The sequence below is a fragment of the Streptomyces sp. NBC_01450 genome, assembly GCF_036227505.1.
Taxonomy (GTDB): Bacteria; Actinomycetota; Actinomycetes; order Streptomycetales; family Streptomycetaceae; genus Streptomyces.
In genome coordinates, this window is the sequence record NZ_CP109480.1 from 9,756,066 (window position 1) to 9,771,271 (window position 15,206).

Annotated in this window: 17 protein-coding genes; 7 read left to right on the forward strand and 10 right to left on the reverse strand. The window is 70.8% G+C overall.

Annotation, left to right across the window (positions count from 1 at the left end):
- Positions 1 to 74: 74 nt before the first annotated feature.
- Both OG568_RS43530 and OG568_RS43535 read right to left on the reverse strand, forming a co-directional pair.
- Positions 75 to 263, reverse strand: coding sequence for a ferredoxin (locus tag OG568_RS43530; protein ID WP_329535536.1), 189 nt, complete (start codon positions 261 to 263; stop codon positions 75 to 77).
- Positions 260 to 1,549: a cytochrome P450 gene (locus tag OG568_RS43535; protein ID WP_329535537.1), complete on the reverse strand. Its 1,290-nt coding sequence runs from the start codon at positions 1,547 to 1,549 to the stop codon at positions 260 to 262. Before OG568_RS43535 ends, OG568_RS43530 begins: the two co-directional genes overlap by 4 nt.
- 538 nt (positions 1,550 to 2,087) lie before the next feature.
- Here OG568_RS43535 and OG568_RS43540 point away from each other — a divergent pair.
- Positions 2,088 to 2,882 (forward strand): RNA polymerase sigma factor SigF, encoded by a 795-nt coding sequence (locus OG568_RS43540; RefSeq protein WP_329535538.1) that lies wholly within the window; start codon positions 2,088 to 2,090, stop codon positions 2,880 to 2,882.
- Positions 2,883 to 3,060: 178 nt separating this feature from the next.
- On the opposite strand, the gene OG568_RS43545 is transcribed toward OG568_RS43540, so the two are convergent.
- From OG568_RS43545 to OG568_RS43555, 3 genes are all read right to left on the reverse strand, one after another.
- Positions 3,061 to 3,435: an ANTAR domain-containing protein gene (locus tag OG568_RS43545; RefSeq protein ID WP_329535539.1), complete on the reverse strand. Its 375-nt coding sequence runs from the start codon at positions 3,433 to 3,435 to the stop codon at positions 3,061 to 3,063.
- A gap of 113 nt (positions 3,436 to 3,548) precedes the next feature.
- Entirely contained in the window at positions 3,549 to 4,859 is a 1,311-nt protein-coding gene (locus OG568_RS43550; protein ID WP_329535540.1) for an FtsX-like permease family protein, read from the reverse strand.
- 3 nt (positions 4,860 to 4,862) lie between these two features.
- Entirely contained in the window at positions 4,863 to 5,654 is a 792-nt protein-coding gene (locus tag OG568_RS43555; protein ID WP_329535541.1) for an ABC transporter ATP-binding protein, read from the reverse strand.
- A gap of 160 nt (positions 5,655 to 5,814) precedes the next feature.
- Here OG568_RS43555 and OG568_RS43560 point away from each other — a divergent pair, with 160 nt between their 5' ends.
- From OG568_RS43560 to OG568_RS43570, 3 genes are read left to right on the forward strand one after another with little or no spacing between them, the layout of a single operon-like run.
- Positions 5,815 to 6,495 (forward strand): ABC transporter permease, encoded by a 681-nt coding sequence (locus OG568_RS43560; protein WP_329535542.1) that lies wholly within the window; start codon positions 5,815 to 5,817, stop codon positions 6,493 to 6,495.
- On the forward strand, positions 6,492 to 7,163 hold the full coding sequence (locus OG568_RS43565) for an ABC transporter permease (protein WP_329535543.1): 672 nt from the start codon (positions 6,492 to 6,494) through the stop codon (positions 7,161 to 7,163). The genes OG568_RS43560 and OG568_RS43565 overlap by 4 nt, the downstream gene beginning before the upstream one ends.
- Positions 7,160 to 8,095 (forward strand): ABC transporter substrate-binding protein, encoded by a 936-nt coding sequence (locus OG568_RS43570; protein ID WP_329535544.1) that lies wholly within the window; start codon positions 7,160 to 7,162, stop codon positions 8,093 to 8,095. Before OG568_RS43565 ends, OG568_RS43570 begins: the two co-directional genes overlap by 4 nt.
- 5 nt (positions 8,096 to 8,100) lie before the next feature.
- Here the strand turns inward: OG568_RS43570 and OG568_RS43575 are convergent, their stop codons facing one another.
- Positions 8,101 to 8,940 (reverse strand): DUF1206 domain-containing protein, encoded by an 840-nt coding sequence (locus OG568_RS43575; protein ID WP_329535545.1) that lies wholly within the window; start codon positions 8,938 to 8,940, stop codon positions 8,101 to 8,103.
- Between the two features lie 352 nt (positions 8,941 to 9,292).
- On the opposite strand from OG568_RS43575, the gene OG568_RS43580 reads away from it, so the two are divergent.
- From OG568_RS43580 to OG568_RS43590, 3 genes are read left to right on the forward strand one after another with little or no spacing between them, the layout of a single operon-like run.
- Positions 9,293 to 9,889 (forward strand): hypothetical protein, encoded by a 597-nt coding sequence (locus OG568_RS43580; protein WP_329535546.1) that lies wholly within the window; start codon positions 9,293 to 9,295, stop codon positions 9,887 to 9,889.
- Positions 9,886 to 10,275 carry a hypothetical protein gene (locus tag OG568_RS43585; RefSeq protein WP_329535547.1) on the forward strand — a complete coding sequence of 130 codons (390 nt, stop codon included), beginning with the start codon at positions 9,886 to 9,888 and terminating at the stop codon, positions 10,273 to 10,275. Before OG568_RS43580 ends, OG568_RS43585 begins: the two co-directional genes overlap by 4 nt.
- 29 nt (positions 10,276 to 10,304) lie before the next feature.
- A complete protein-coding gene (locus OG568_RS43590; protein ID WP_329535548.1) occupies positions 10,305 to 10,889 on the forward strand; it encodes an RBBP9/YdeN family alpha/beta hydrolase in 585 nt (194 codons plus the stop codon).
- Positions 10,890 to 11,014: 125 nt separating this feature from the next.
- On the opposite strand, the gene OG568_RS43595 is transcribed toward OG568_RS43590, so the two are convergent.
- The 4 genes from OG568_RS43595 to OG568_RS43610 are packed head-to-tail and all read right to left on the reverse strand — an operon-like array spanning position 11,015 to position 15,090.
- A complete protein-coding gene (locus OG568_RS43595) occupies positions 11,015 to 12,169 on the reverse strand; it encodes an ABC transporter ATP-binding protein (RefSeq protein ID WP_329535549.1) in 1,155 nt (384 codons plus the stop codon).
- A gap of 22 nt (positions 12,170 to 12,191) precedes the next feature.
- Complete coding sequence (locus tag OG568_RS43600) at positions 12,192 to 12,839, reverse strand: LutC/YkgG family protein (protein WP_266417948.1); 648 nt, start codon at positions 12,837 to 12,839, stop codon at positions 12,192 to 12,194.
- A complete protein-coding gene (locus OG568_RS43605) occupies positions 12,836 to 14,338 on the reverse strand; it encodes a LutB/LldF family L-lactate oxidation iron-sulfur protein (RefSeq protein ID WP_329535550.1) in 1,503 nt (500 codons plus the stop codon). Before OG568_RS43605 ends, OG568_RS43600 begins: the two co-directional genes overlap by 4 nt.
- Positions 14,335 to 15,090, reverse strand: coding sequence for a (Fe-S)-binding protein (locus OG568_RS43610; protein ID WP_329535551.1), 756 nt, complete (start codon positions 15,088 to 15,090; stop codon positions 14,335 to 14,337). The genes OG568_RS43605 and OG568_RS43610 overlap by 4 nt, the downstream gene beginning before the upstream one ends.
- Positions 15,091 to 15,206 lie beyond the last annotated feature (116 nt).

Sequence of the window (15,206 nt, forward strand, 5' to 3'; positions counted from 1 at the left end):
CACGGCAACCGTACGGTCGTCCTCGAATTCGAGTCCGTGCAAGCGGCCCGCGCGATGTGCGCGGGCCGCGACCCTCAGTGCAGCGTGATGGCTCGCTCGGGGCAACTGCCCATCGCCGTACGCACGGTCTCCTCGAACTCGGCCGGTACCTCTGGAGCGAGTACGACCGCGTAGCCGTCGTCGGTCAGGTCGAACACCTCGGGGCAGAGCGACCAGCAGACCCCGTGTCCCCGGCAGCGGTCCTCGTCGACGTCCGCCTTCACCGCGCCGGCTCCTCGGCGAGGGTGAACTCGACGTTCAGGTGGGTCAGACCGCGCAGGATGTACGTCGGGATGTAGTGATACCGGCGCTCGCTCTCAGGGCCATGGACGCGCTCCGAGAGCCTGATGTCGGCCGTGCGGTCGAGGAGCCGCTCGATGGCCACCCGGCCCTCGGCGCGGGCCAGCGGCGCACCGGGGCAGGTGTGGATGCCCCGTCCGAAGGCGATGTGGTGGCGGGCGTTGGCGCGGGCCGGGTCGAAGGTGTCCGGCTGCTCGAAGTGGCGGGGGTCGCGGTTCGCGGCCCCGTTCAGCACCATCACCGTGGTGCCGGCCGGTATGTCGACACCGCCCACCGTGGTCGGCACCCTGGACAGCCGGAAGTCGCCCTTGATCGGGCTCTCCATCCGCAGCGCCTCTTCGATGAAGTTGGGGATGCGGTCGCGCTCCTCGCGCAGTCGCCGCTGCAGCTCCGGGCGCTCGACGAGCAGCTTGAGCGCGGAGCTGAGCAGCCGGACCGTGGTCTCCTGGCCCGCCGCGAAGAGATTGGTCGCCACCCGGGCCACATCGGCGACGTCCGGTGCAGAGCCGTCCGGGAACGTCGCCGAGGCCAGTCCGGAGAGCACGTCGCCCCGCGGTTCACGGCGCCGTTCCTCGACATAGGCCGCGAACCGCTCGTACAGATACTCCAGCGGCGTGTGCTCCATCTCCCGTTCCGTGCTGCCCACCCCGCCGTCCGTCTGCGGCCGGTGCTCCAGCCCCTTGACGAACTCCTCGTGGTCCTCGGCGGGCACGCCGAGCAGGTCGGTGATCACGCGCAGGGTGAACGGGCCCGCGAACCCGCTGATGAAGTCGCCCTCGCCGTGGGCGAGGAACGTGTCCAGCTGGCGGTCGGCCAGCCGCCACATCGCCGCCTCGTTCTCCTTGAGGCGTCGCGGTGTGATCAGCCGCATCAGCAGCGCGCGGTGGTCGGTGTGCGTCGGCGGGTCGAGCGTCGGAAGCTGGTCGCTGAAGGGGAGTTCGGCACGGTGCCGCTCGATGAGCTCGCTCACGTCGTCCCCTTCGAGCGGGACCGGGAACCCCGGGAAGGGGCCGCTCACCGAGAGGCACGACGAGAACGTCTCGCTGTCGTTGAACACTTGAATCGCTTCGTCGTACCCCGTCACCATCACCACGTCGTGGTGGCTCTCGCGCTGTACGGGACACTTCCCCCGCATCGCCTCGAAGTACGGGTAGGGGTCCGCGACGAGCCCGTCGTCCCGGAAGAAGTTCATCGCCTCGAAGTCGTTCACCGTGTGCAACGCTCCCTTCGGCACCGCGACGCGTGTGTCCCGGTGGTCGTGAATGGTGGGTCGGCAGGGCTCGGGCGGCCGTCGAGCCGGGTCAGGGCAGCGGTTCGGCGACGCGGCGGATCTCGGCGTGGGCGCATCGCGTCGGTCCTCCGATGCGGACGTCGCGTGAACAGTCACGATCCTGCTGGTGAGAACTATATTCTCTTCATTGAGTATTAGATTTTCATGGTGCGGCTGCCCCGTCAACGGTCGGCGGGGGGTCCGGGTGAATCCGACGGATACGGATTCGCGGACGATTCGTGACGCTCCGGAAACGCCCCCTCGCCCGGTGTCACTTCCTTCGGGTGATTCTCCGAGGTTTGATCCAGGATTGTTTGCGTGCCCGATATGGGGGAATTGTCACGTCAGTGCTTCGGACAGGAGGCACGTCCGTGGGAGCTGGCTCCGCCAGATCGCCGGTGTCTCCCGTCCGGTTTTTTGTGCGCGCCCTCCCATGGGGACTGTCCCGTCGGCAACCCCATAGGGAGTTGTGAGCACCATGCGCATGACGTCCGGCACCAAGCGACACCCGCACGACGACGCCCCCGACACCGCCGCGGCCTTCATCCGCCTCGCCGCCCTGCCCGACGGGCCCGAGCGGCAGGCGCTGCGCGAGCGGATCGTCCGGTCCTGGCTGCCCATGGCGGAGCGAGTGGCCCGCCGCTACCGGGGCAAGGGCGAGTCCGTCGAGGACCTCAACCAGGTCGCGGCACTCGGCCTGGTCAAGGCCGTCGACCGCTACGACCCCGAGCTCGGCAACGCCTTCGAGAGCTACGCCGTCCCGACCATCACCGGCGAGATCAAGCGTCACTTCCGCGACCACATGTGGACCCTGCACGTCCCGCGCCGCGTCCAGGACGTGCGCAACAGGGTGCGGACGGCCCTCAAGGACCTGTCGCAGACCATGCAGGGCCGACGGCCCACCGTCGCCGAGATCGCCACGTACGCGCATCTCAGCGAGGACGAGGTACGCACCGGTCTCGAGGCCCTGGACAGCTTCTCCGCCCTCTCCCTGGACGCCGAACTGCCCGGCGGGGACGACGGTTACGCGCTCACCGACGCGCTGGGCGCGCTCGACGACGGGTTCGACCTGGTCATCGACCGCGAGTCGGTGAAACCGGCCCTCCACGAGCTCCCCGAGCGCGAACGCACCATCCTCTACCTGCGTTTCTTCCAGGGCATGACGCAAAGCTGCATCGCCGATCAGCTCGGCATCTCGCAGATGCACGTCTCCCGCCTCCTCAGCAACTGCTGCGCCTCCGTGCGCGAACAGGTGCTCGCCGATGCGGCATGAACCACGGGCGGAACCGCGGGCGGAACCATGGGCGGGGGACACACCCGACCGCCCGGGGGGTTGCCCCGTCCGGACGGTCGGAGGCGAGCTCACTGCCGAACCCTCCCGGGAGCGGTTGGCCAGCGGGCCACCTCTCTCTGGACTACCTGGGTGGATCAGTTCCAAACAAATTCCGCGGCTACGGGGCGGGGGAACCCCCGGGGATCTGCGTGGGCCCGTACTTGTCGAGCGTCTCCTCCAGGACCGCGCGAATTTCGGGCGGCAGATCTCCCTGCCGCCCCCAGACGAGGATCATTTCCGCGATGGCGCGCAGCTTGACGTTCGTGTGCTGTGAGACTTCCTGGAGCACGGCCCAGCCCTGGTCGGGGGAGACCCGGCCGAGGGCGACCATCATGCCGATGGCCTGGTCCACCGTGGCGTGCGAGGTGACGGCTTCCGTCAGCTGGTCGACCTCCTCCCGCAGCTCGACGATCCGGTCCGTGGTGCCGGCGGGTACGGACTCCTGCGGGGCGTCGGGCGGATCGGCGCCTCCCGAACGGGTGTCTGACGTCATCGTCCCCTCCGGGGTCCGGATCCTGGCGGCGGAAACCGTCGTCCTTCGAATCCATCGTGGCGACTCGGCCGGGCAGGTGCCAGTGGGCAACGCCCCCGCGGTCCGCCGCCCGTTCACGCGACCAGGGTCACCGCCGCCACGGCCGGCGCCCGCAGGGTGCGGCGGGCCGTGAACAGGACGGTCCCGAGGGTCACCACGGCCGCGACCGCGACGACGGCGAGCCAGATGCCCGGTCCCCGGCCCGGCCACGGGGAGTCCGTACGCACGGCGGTGAACGCGAGGACCCCGGCGAGCCCGGTCAGGGTGCCGAAGAAGACGCCGGTCACCGTCAGGATCAGGCCCTCGGCGCCGACCGCGCCGAGCACCTGCCCCGGCGTCGCACCGGCCAGCCGCTGCTGCCCGAACTCCCGGCTGCGGTAAGTCGTCGCCGAGTACAGGGAGTTGATCAGCATGACGCAGCAGAAGACCACGATGACGCCGACGACCGTGAGGTTGAGCGTCTCGAGGTTCTTCGCGTCGACCGACTTGGGGACACCGGAGGCCCTGATCGCGTCGCTCTCGACCGCCTGCATGGTCAGCGTCGCCGACGCCATGCACGTGAAGAGGATCAGCGGCATCAGGACACCGGACATCTCCGTGGCACGCCGACGCAGGTTCCGTACGGCCAGATACCCGCTCGGGCCCGCGAGGGGCAGCCGGTCGAGCAGGCCCTCCAGCAGCCGCGGCGCCAGCAGCGCGCATCCCACGGACAGCAGGATCGCCCCGTACGCGGGAGGCGCCATCAGCGCGGCGTCCTCGGCCGAGAACGCGAAGGTGGAACAGACCGCCGCACCACCGACGAGCAGAGCCGCGTACGCGAGGAACGTCCGCGCCCCGCCCCGGGTGCGACGCCGGAGCGTCACCCGCCGCACCGCGAGGAACGCCGCGCCCGCCGCGGCCGACACCGTGATGCCGATGCCCGACGCGAGGGCGACGGTACCGAAGGAGTAGTCGACGGAGCGGCGGACCTGACCGCTGTCCTGGAAGACGCCCAGCAGGGCGCGTCCGCCGAGCATCGCCGGACCGATCGCCAGCACCGCACCCACCAGGGCGATCGCCACCGCCTCAGCCACTACCAGCCGGTTGATCTGTGCGGGAGTCGCCCCTGAGCACCTCAGCAGCTCCATCTCGGCACCGCGCTGACGGACGTTCACCGTCAGCGTCGAGGCGATCGCGAAGAACACCAGCAGGGTGCCGTAGCCGCCGACGACGCCCGCGGCGGTGGTCAGCGACTCCGCGCTCACGGAGTCCACCCCGGGCTGCCCGGCCGTGTCGTGCAGCGACTCGAAGGTCATGACGATCGCCGCGCCGAGGAAGGCGGACAGCAGGGTCGCCGTGGCGCGCCCGGGGCGCTGCCGGAGGGAACGCAGGGCCAGAGCGAACACGGCTCACACCCCCACCTTCGTGTCGTCACCGAGATGCGCCAGGCGCCCGGCCACGGCGTCCGCCGTCGGCGCGTGCAGCTGACCGGCCGGCCGCCCGTCCGCGAGGAACACGACCGCGTCGGCGTATGAGGCGGCGACCGGATCGTGCGTCACCATGACGACCGTCCTGCCGTGCACCCGCACGGCCTCCTGAAGCAGCCGCAGCACATCCCGTGCGCTACGGCTGTCGAGGGCACCGGTCGGCTCGTCCGCGAAGATCACCCGAGGCTCGGCGACCAGCGCCCGGGCGATCGCCACGCGCTGCTGCTGACCGCCGGAGAGCTGGTCGGGCAGGCTGCCGAGCCGCTCGCCCAGACCGACCGCCGTCAGGATCTCCCGCGCCCCGGCCCGGTCGACGCGCCGCCCGGCCAGCTTCAGCGGCAGGATCGTGTTCTGGGCGACGGTCAACGTCGGCAGCAGGTTGTACTGCTGGAAGACGAAACCGATCCTCTCGCGCCGGAACTTCGTCAGCTCGGCCTCCCCGCCGCCCGTCATCTCCACACCGTCGACCCGCACGATGCCCTTGTCGGGCCGCTCCAGCCCGGCCGCGCACCGCAGCAGCGTGGACTTGCCGGACCCCGAGGGCCCCATGACCGCGGTGAAGCTGCCCCGTGCCAGACCGAGGCTGACCTCGTCCAGCGCGGTCACGGCATTCTCCCCGGCGCCGTAGGTCTTGCCGACCTTGACCAGTCGCAGCGCCTCCCGGTCGGGTTCCGATTCGTTCGTACGTCGCGAGGTGCGGCGAAACATCGTCATCACTCTCCGTCCGGCACGCCCTGTGCCTCGCTCACGACGCTACGGAGCGCACGCCCGCCCCACATGGGGCACAGAACCCGTATCGCGGGGTGTACCCAGTGCCACCCCGTACGGGTCACCAGAACGCGCCGACCCCCGCCCGCCCCGATGCAATGGACGCGTGACCGCGCCCCCGGACGACTGTCTCGCCCGCAACGAGTGGATCTGCGGTGAGTATCTGAGCACGCGCCGCCAGATCCTCCTGGACGCGGTCGTCCAGCACCTCCAGCTCACGGCGGTCTCCGTCCTCGTCGGACTCGTCATCGCGGTGCCGCTCGCCGTCCTCGCCCGTCGCTGGGGCTGGGCGGCCGGACCGGTCCTGGCGGTGACCACGATCCTCTACACCATCCCGTCCCTCGCGATGTTCTCGCTGCTCCTGCCCGTGTACGGACTGTCGGCCACGCTGGTCGTCTCCGGCCTCGTCCTCTACTCACTGACCCTCCTCGTCCGGAACATCCTCGCGGGCCTGCGCGCCGTCCCCGAGGAGACCCGGCAGGCCGCGCGCGGCATGGGATACGGGCCCATCCGCCTCCTGCTCACCGTGGAACTGCCGCTCGCCGTGCCCGCCGCGATGGCCGGACTGCGCATCGCCACCGTCTCGGCGGTCTCGCTGGTGACGGTCGGCGCGATCGTCGGTTTCGGCGGCCTCGGCAACCTCATCTACGCGGGCATGAACACCTACTTCAAGGCGCAGGTCCTCACCGCGTCCGTGCTCTGCGTCGTCATCGCCGTCGCCGCGGACCTCCTCCTGATCGCGGTGCAGCGGCTCATCACCCCCTGGACCCGGGCGAACCGCGGATGAACACCCTGACCGGGGCCTGGGACTGGCTCACCGACCCCACGCACTGGTCCGGCGACGACGGCGTCTGGCACCGCCTCGCCCAGCACCTCGTCCTGACCGTCGTCTGCCTCGTCATCAGCTGCCTCATCGCGCTGCCCGTCGCCCTCGTCCTGGGCCACCTCGGCAAGGGCGGCGCGCTCGCCGTGAACATCTCCAACATCGGCCGCGCCGTCCCCACCTTCGCCGTACTGGTCCTCCTGCTGCTCACCCCGCTCGGCAAGTGGGGCGAGGGCCCGACCGTCGTCGCGCTGGTCCTCTTCGCCGTACCGCCGCTGCTCACCAACGCGTACGTGGGGATGCGCGAGGTCGACCGGAGCGTGGTGCGCGCGGCGCGGGGCATGGGGATGACGGGGCGGCAAATGCTGTTCCACGTCGAACTGCCCCTCGCGTTGCCCATGGTGATGACCGGTGTGCGGATCGCCGCCGTCCAACTCGTCGCGACCGCCACCATCGCCGCGCTCGCGGGCGGCGGCGGACTCGGCCGGATCATCACCGCGGGCTTCAACCTGGCGAGCACCCCGCAGGTCGTCGCCGGCGCGATCCTCGTCGCCGTGTTCGCCCTGATCGTCGAGGGGGTCTTCGAGATCGCCGAACGGCTGGCACCGCGCTGGGCGAGGGGTGTCCGATGAGGCGGGGCGGCGCCCTGCTGTGCCTGGTCCTGCTGACCGGATGCGGCACCGGCCCGTCCCTGGAGAACCGTGGCGCGGTCACCGCCTCGCCCGGCGACAGCAAGCACCTGACCATCGGCTCGGCGGGGTTCACCGAGAGCGACCTGCTCGCCCAGATGTACGCGCTGCTGCTCGACCAGGCCGGATACAAGACCTCCATGCTGACGGTCGCCAACCGCGAACTCTACGAACCCGCCCTGGAATCGGGCCAGATCGACGTCGTACCGGAGTACGCGGCCACCTTCGCGGACTGGCTGAACGCCAAGACCCACGGCGCGGGCGCCCCGCCGGTCGGCTCACCCGACCTCGCCACCACGATGAAGGCGCTCCGGGCGCTCGCCACACCGCGCGGCCTCACCGTCCTCGACCCCGGCAGGGCCGTCGACCAGAACGCCTTCGCGGTGACGAAGGCGTACGCCAGGCGGCATCACCTGAAGACCCTCAGCGACCTGGGCGCGTCGCATCTTCCGGTACGGCTCGCGGCGGGCGACGAATGCGTTCAACGGCCCTACTGCGAACCCGGGTTGAAGAAGACGTACGGCATCGACATCACCGGCGTCGACCCGAAGGGCGTGGGCACCACGCAGGCGAAGCGGGCCGTGCAGAGTGGTCAGGACCAGATGGTCCTGACCACGACGACGGACGCGACGCTGGACGAGTTCGGCCTCGTCCTCCTCGCCGACGACAAGCACCTGCAGAACGCCGACTACATCGTGCCCGTCGTCAACCGCTCACGCGCCGGCAGCGAGGGCGTCACCAAAGCGCTCGGCAAGCTCAACGACGTCCTCACCACCGCGGACCTGGCATCGATGAACCAACAGGTGGACAGCTGGCGCCGACTGCCCGCGGACGTGGCCCGGACCTATCTGAAGGACAAGGGCCTGCTGAAATGACGTGCTCAGACCCGGCGCCAGCGCGCCATCGCGAAGGAGAACAGACCGAACAGCACGAGTCCGGCGGCGACGCACACCAGCAGCCACGGTCCCGCCGGGGTGTGGGCGAACGAGCGGATCGTGTCGTCCAGCCCCTTCGCCCGGTCGGGTTCGTAGTCGATCGCCGCACGCACGGCGAAGCACCCCGCCGCGGCGAACACCAGCCCCCGCGCCGCACCGCCGCCCACGCCGGTCACATCCACCAACAGCCGTGTACGCGCCGACATCTGACCGAGCTTCAGCTTCTTGTGGTACTTGCGCAACACGGCCCGCCCGCCGATCAGCACACCCGCCACGACGATGCCGACTCCGGCGGCGCCGACGATCCACTGCCCCGCCGACAGGTCCAGCACCTTGGCCGTCACATCCCGCGACTGCTGGTCGCTCGAACCCTGCCCACCACTGCCCGAGCCCGCCGCGAACGACAGCACGGAGTAGGCGACGAACGCATAGAAGACGAACCGTACGGCGGACAGCAGCCGCTTCTTCGCCGCACGGCCGTCCGGCCCGACGCAGCCGAAGCACGCCTCGGACAGCCGCCACACGGCCATGCCGACGAGACCGATACCCAGCACCCACAGCAGCACCGCACCGAAGGGCTTCTGCGCGATCTCGGCGACGGCACCGTTGCGGTCCGCCTGCTTCTTCCCGTCCCCGAAGGCGATCCGCAGCGCCAGCACACCGACCAGCAGGTAGATCACGCCCCGCGCGGTCAGACCCGCCCGGGCGGCGTACTCCATCACCGGGCCCCTAGCCACGCGCCGAGCCTCGACGCGTCCGGTCCGTGCCACCGTACTTGCGTTCATGTGGACCTCCCGCGATCCGGGTGCCCGCGCATCGGAGGGGCACACATGCACGGAAGTGGCCTGATTGCGGTACTCCGATGCCGGATGAGGCCTTCCTCCCTGGGTTTGTCTCGCTACGCTTCAAGGAGGGGCTTCGCCACGGGGGGTTCATATGCCCAGTTCGGGATTCCGGTACGAGCACGAGCGCCGTCGCGCCGGCGCTTTGCCCCAGCCCGTCACTGAGACCGCGCCTGAGACGGTGGAGTCGATCCACAGGCCGGGAGCGACTGAGGTATCGGTAACGACGCCGTATGGTGAACCGCCGACGGTGGAGCCGGCGCAGAAGCCGGTTGCGTCTCCTGAAGTGGGCTCCGTGTTCATCGAGTCCTCCGGCACTGCCGAGGGTTTGTATGAGGCACTGCGCGCCGCCGGGCCCCCGCTCATCGACTACGGCGACTACGAGTCCTTGCTGCGCCTGGCCCGTGAACCGGGTCCCCAGCAGATCAGCCCCCTGCGTCCCGAAGAACCGACGACTCCGTTGGTCTACGTCTTCGGCCCGATCACCGACAGCCAGGTCGCGATCAACGCCCAAGGGGATGTGATCCAGAACCGGACCGACGTACGGCCCGAGCAGTTCTACCGGACGCAGTTCCAGCCGGCGCGGCGTGCCGACCCCGTACAGGTGGTGGAAACCGTGCGGGTCGAGGTCGAACGGCTGGGGCTGGACCTCTACTCGCAGTACGTCATTCGGCAGGCCGCAGCGGAGATCAAGGTGGAGCTGGCCCGCCCTCCGATCAATGAGGCGCGTGTCCGCGGGGCCGTCGAGCAGATCCTCGCCTGCCTGGCCCGGCAGCCCGGCGGCCGCCCTCTCACCGCCCGTCTGGCGGCCCTGGCCGCTCGCCTGGAGGCTGTCCTCGGTGCCGTCGGCAACACGGCGCAGGAGAACTCCGGTTCAGGAGGCGTACGTTGACGAGTTCGGGCGGTGCCCAGTTCTACGGGCCCATTCACGGCAGCCAGATCGCGATCGGCGGGCACAACGTCACCCAGCACCAGTACGTGACGGCCGACGAAGGGGCGAGCGCCCGGCTCGCCGAGGCCCTGCGGTCCGTGCTCGCGGCGCTGGAGACGCTCGGTCTGCCCGCCGAGGACGAAACGGCCGTGCGCCAGGACGCTCTGTCGGAGGCCGCCCGGTCGCAGCCGGACGTGGGACGCCTGCGCGGTCTGCTGGGCCGGATCAGGGACGTACTGGCATCGGTGGCGGCCGGCGCGGCCACCGGGGCCGCGGCGGGCGCCGGTACCGGAGCGGCCGAACTGGCGCACGCCGTGCTCGTCGACCTGCGGAACGCGCTGCCCTGAGTCCGCCGCCTCGTGGCCGATACTGAAGGATGACTTCGAACTCGCGTTCTTTCCTCATCCTACACGGCTGGCAGAACCACCGTCCCGTGGACCACTGGGAGCACTGGCTGGCGGACGAACTGACCGCCCGCGGCCACGCCGTCACCTACCCGCAGCTCCCGGACCCCGACCACCCGGACCTCGCGGTGTGGCTCGACCGGCTCCACGCCCACCTCGACTCCCTCGGGCACGAGCACGAGCGCGTGGTCGTCTGCCACAGCCTCGCCGTCCCGCTGTGGCTGCACGCGGTGGCCCGCGGCAGGGCCCGGGCCGACCGGGTCCTTCTCGTCGCGCCGCCGTCCGACGAGGTCATGGCCGGCTACGAGGACATCGCCGGGTTCGCCGGTTCCGGCGCCACCGCGGCGCACCTGCGCGCCGCCGCCCCCGTGACCCGGCTCGTGGCCGCCGACGACGACCCGTACTGCCCGGGCGGCGCGGCCAAGGAATACGGCGTGCCCCTCGGCCTCGACACCGACGTCATCCAGGGCGCCGCCCACCTGGACCTCGACGCGGGTTACGGCCCCTGGCCGTCGGTCCTCGACTGGTGCCTCGACCCCGAGGTACGCCTCGCGTGACGGACGCGCGCCCCGAAGGGGCGCGGGGCTGTGACAATGTGCGGCTCCGCCGCGTGGGCGCGCCCAGCCACATCGAACCCGCGGCGTCGAACAACCCGCATCCCCCGCCCGACCCAGCGGAGCGCTCACGCGTCGGAGACAGAGTCGAACGACACCTGCCCCCGCCGCACCCCCCGCGCATCCGCGTCCACCGACCGCCGCAGCGCCTCGTGGAGTTTCGCCGGGGTGAGTACGCCGAGGAAGCGGGCCCCGTCCAGTACCGCGACCCAGCCCGCGTCGTGCTGGAGCAGCACGCCGAAGGCCTGCTTCAGCGGGGCGCCCACCGGGACCCAGGAGTTCATACGGTGGGCGCGGTCGCCGACGGACCCGCCCGCCGCCAACTCCTCGACGCCCACCCACCCGTGCAGATCACCCTCCGCGTCCAGCACGACCGCCCATCGTGCTCCCTCCGCGTGCAAGCGGGCGACGGCCGTCCCGGCGGGCTCGTCCAGGCGGGCGACGGGCGGCTGTTCCAGGTCGCCGGGCTCGATCTCGGTGACCGACAGCCGCTTCAGCCCGCGGTCGGCGCCGACGAACTCGGCGACGTAGGGGGTGGCCGGGGTACCGAGGACGGCCCCCGGCGTGTCGAACTGCTCGATGCGGCCCTGCCCGTACACCGCGATGCGGTCGCCGAGCCGTACCGCCTCCTCGATGTCGTGCGTGACCAGCAGCACCGTCTTGCGCACGGCCTCCTGCATCCGCAGGAACTCGTCCTGCAACTGTTCCCGGACCACCGGGTCGACGGCCCCGAAGGGCTCGTCCATCAGCAGTACGGGCGGATCGGCGGCCAGCGCCCGGGCCACGCCGACCCGCTGGCGCTGGCCACCCGACAACTGTTCCGGATAGCGCGAGCCGTACGTCTTCGGGTCCAGGCCCACCAGTTCGAGCAGCTCCGCGGCGCGCGTCCGCGCCTTCGCCTTCTTCCAGCCGATGAGCGTCGGCACGGTCGCCGTGTTGTCGAGGATCGTCCGGTGCGGGAACAGGCCCACCTGCTGGATGACATATCCGATACGCCTCCGCAGCCGCACCGGGTCGACCGTGGCGACGTCCTCGCCGTTCACGAAGATCCGGCCCGAGGTCGGTTCGATCAGCCGGTTCACCATCATCATGGTCGTCGTCTTGCCGCAGCCCGACGGGCCGACGAGGGTGACGAGTTCGCCCTCCGCGACCTCGAACGAGAGGCCGTCCACGGCCGTCGTGCCGTCCGGATAGCGCTTGGTGACCTGTTCGAACCGGATCATCCCCTCACGCTAACCGCGCCGCTCACTCACCGCTCACCAGCACCACTTCCAGGGTGCGCGGACCGTGCACCCCCTCGACCCGGTCGAGCTCGATGTCGCTGGTCGCCGACGGGCCGGAGATCCAGGTCAGCGGGCGGGTCGGGTCGAGGCGCTCCAGGGCCTGGGGGACGGAGGAGACGACCTGGTCGGGGACGCGGACGACACAGATGTGGTGATCGGGGACCAGGGTGATGCGACGACGTCCCTGGTCCGGGCCGCCGTCCAGGACGAGGGTGCCGGTCTCGGCGATGGCGAGCGCGCACGCGGTCACGACGCTGTCGACGCGGTCCAGCTCGCCCGAGGTGTCCTCGGCCCGGTCCGGGACGCGCGTCACCTCCGTCGCCGCCAGCCATGCCTCGTCCAGGCCCGCCGGCACCACCACCGAGGTCGAGCCGTGCCCGGCGAGCAGCCCCGCGATCGTGCCCGCCAACTCGGCGGCCGCGCACCGGTGCACCAGCGCCCGGTAGTCGGCGAGGTTCTCGGCCAGCAGATCCACCGTCTGCTCGACGCTCCGGCCCCCGTGCTCGCGCAGATACCCGCGTTCGACGGCCTGCTCGTACGGAGTGTCGTCGCGCGGCACATCGGCGAGCGCGCGCCGCACCCGCCCCAGGATCAGATCCCTGCTGCTCACTTCGCCGCCCCCTTGTCGGTGTTCCCGCCGTGCGTACGCTGCCACCAGTCGCGGAACGGCTCCGCGGGGACCGTCGGCAGATCCCGGGTGCCGCTCCACGCCTTGCCCGGGCCGGGCAGCGAGCGCGGGTGGAAGCGGCGCGTCCGGGAGGCGAGCCGCTGGCCGGTGCGCAGTGCGCCGGGGTGGCTGAACGCCCAGCGTGCCGCCCGCATCGCCGCCCGCTCGGCCGCGTGCCCCTTGGCGGGTTTGAGTACGACCTTGTTGCCCTCCCGTGTCACCTGGCCGCCCTCGGCGACCCGTTCACGCAGGTGGACGAGGACTTCGGGGATGTCGATGGCGACCGGGCAGACCTCGTAGCACGCCCCGCAGAGCGAGGAGGCGTACGGGAGGGAGGCGTCGATCTCGCTCGCGGTGCCCCGGAGTTGAGGGCTGAGGATCGCGCCGATCGGGCCGGGGTAGACCGAGCCGTAGGCGTGGCCGCCCGCGCGCTCGTAGACCGGGCAGACGTTGAGACACGCCGAGCAGCGGATGCAGCGCAGGGCCTGGCGGCCGACCTCGTCGGCGAGCGTGTCGGAGCGGCCGTTGTCGATGAGGACCAGGTGGAAGGTCTGGGGGCCGTCCCCTTCCCCGGCTCCGCCGTCCCTCGTGCCCGTCCACATCGAGGTGTAGGGGTTCATGCGCTCGGCGGTCGACGAGCGGGGGAGGGTCTGGAGGAAGACCTCCAGGTCCTGCCAGGTCGGCACGATCTTCTCGATGCCGACGACCGAGATCAGGGTCTCGGGGAGGGTCAGGCACATCCGCCCGTTGCCCTCGGACTCCACGACCATCAGGGTGCCGGTCTCGGCGACCATGAAGTTGGCTCCGGAGATGCCGACCTTGGCGCGCAGGAACTTCTCGCGCAGGTGCAGCCTGGCGGCCTCGGCCAGTTCGGCGGGCGTGTCGGTGAGGCCTTCCGGCGCCGGGCGGCCCCACTCGCTCATCTCGCGGGCGAAGATGTCGCGGATCTCGCCGCGGTTGCGGTGGATGGCCGGGACGAGGATGTGGGAGGGCCGGTCCTTGCCCAACTGCACGATGAGTTCGGCGAGATCGGTCTCGTAGGCGTGGATGCCCTCGGCTTCCAGGGCTTCGTTGAGGCCGATCTCCTGCGTGGCCATCGACTTGACCTTGACGACCTCGCTCTCGCCGGTCATCTTCACCAGGTCGGCGACGATCCGGTTGGCCTCGTCGGCGTCGGCGGCCCAGTGCACGACACCCCCGGCCGCGGTGACCGACTCCTCCAACTGGACGAGGTAGCGGTCGAGATGACGGAGCGTGTGGTCCTTGATCTGCTTGCCGGCCTCGCGCAGGGCGGCCCAGTCGTCGAGTTCGGCGACGGCGACCGCGCGCTTGGCGCGGATGGTGTGGGTGGCGTGGCGCAGATTGCCGCGCAGGGTCGGGTTGTTGACCGCGTCGTGCGCGGCCACGGGGAAGGCCGGCATGCCGACGAAGGTGCCACTCATGCGCTCGGCTCCTCTTCCGTACCGGCCAGGATCTCCGCGATGTGCACCGGGCGCATCCGCGTCTCCAGCCGGGCCATCGTGCCGCCGATGTGCATCAGACAGGAGTTGTCGGCGGCGCACAGCACCTCCGCGTTCGTCGACTCCGCGTTGCGCACCTTGTCGGCGCCCATCGCCGCCGAGACATCGGCGTTCTTGACGGCGAACGTGCCACCGAACCCGCAGCACTCGTCCGCGCCGGGCAACTCGCGCAGTTCCAGCCCCTTGACGGCCTGGAGGAGCCGGCGCGGCCGGTCGCCGAGCCCGAGACTGCGCAGCCCGTGACAGGTGGGGTGGTAGGTGACGGTGTGCGGGTAGTACGCGCCGACGTCCGTCACGCCGAGCACGTCCACCAGGAACTCGGTGAGCTCGTACGTCTTCGGCACGACCGGGGCGAGGGTGGCCGCGAGGGTGTCCCCGCGGCCCTCCGCCCGCGCCCGCTCGCCCATCCGCGGATACAGCTCCCGCACCATCGCGCCGCACGACCCGGAGGGCGTCACGATCGCCTCGTACCCACCGAAGACATCGGAGAAATGCCGGGCCAGTGGCTCGGCCTCATGCCGGTATCCGGTGTTGTAGTGGGCCTGCCCGCAGCAGGTCTGCGCCATCGGGAAGTCGACGTCGACGCCCAGTCTGGTCAGCAGTTTCACCACGGCACGGCCGGTGTCCGGATAAAGCGTGTCGTTGACACAGGTCAGGAACAGGGCGACACGCATCGCGGCTCCTTGGGATCGATCATCGGATGAGTGCAGGGTACGCGGAGGACGAGCGCCAGGGGAGCCCCCGCTCATGGACACGGGCGAGTCCCCCCTCGCGGACGGGTGCAGGGCCC

Bases quoted from the DNA above. Each gene is read 5' to 3' on its own strand.
- OG568_RS43540 (WP_329535538.1), top strand. From the start codon at position 2,088: ATGCGCATGACGTCCGGCACCAAGCGACACCCGCACGACGACGCCCCC.
- OG568_RS43610 (WP_329535551.1), bottom strand. From the start codon at position 15,090: ATGCGTGTCGCCCTGTTCCTGACCTGTGTCAACGACACGCTTTATCCG.
- OG568_RS43590 (WP_329535548.1), top strand. From the start codon at position 10,305: ATGACTTCGAACTCGCGTTCTTTCCTCATCCTACACGGCTGGCAGAAC.
- OG568_RS43570 (WP_329535544.1), top strand. From the start codon at position 7,160: ATGAGGCGGGGCGGCGCCCTGCTGTGCCTGGTCCTGCTGACCGGATGC.
- OG568_RS43565 (WP_329535543.1), top strand. From the start codon at position 6,492: ATGAACACCCTGACCGGGGCCTGGGACTGGCTCACCGACCCCACGCAC.
- OG568_RS43605 (WP_329535550.1), bottom strand. From the start codon at position 14,338: ATGAGTGGCACCTTCGTCGGCATGCCGGCCTTCCCCGTGGCCGCGCAC.
- OG568_RS43545 (WP_329535539.1), bottom strand. From the start codon at position 3,435: ATGACGTCAGACACCCGTTCGGGAGGCGCCGATCCGCCCGACGCCCCG.
- OG568_RS43575 (WP_329535545.1), bottom strand. From the start codon at position 8,940: ATGAACGCAAGTACGGTGGCACGGACCGGACGCGTCGAGGCTCGGCGC.
- OG568_RS43555 (WP_329535541.1), bottom strand. From the start codon at position 5,654: ATGACGATGTTTCGCCGCACCTCGCGACGTACGAACGAATCGGAACCC.
- OG568_RS43595 (WP_329535549.1), bottom strand. From the start codon at position 12,169: ATGATCCGGTTCGAACAGGTCACCAAGCGCTATCCGGACGGCACGACG.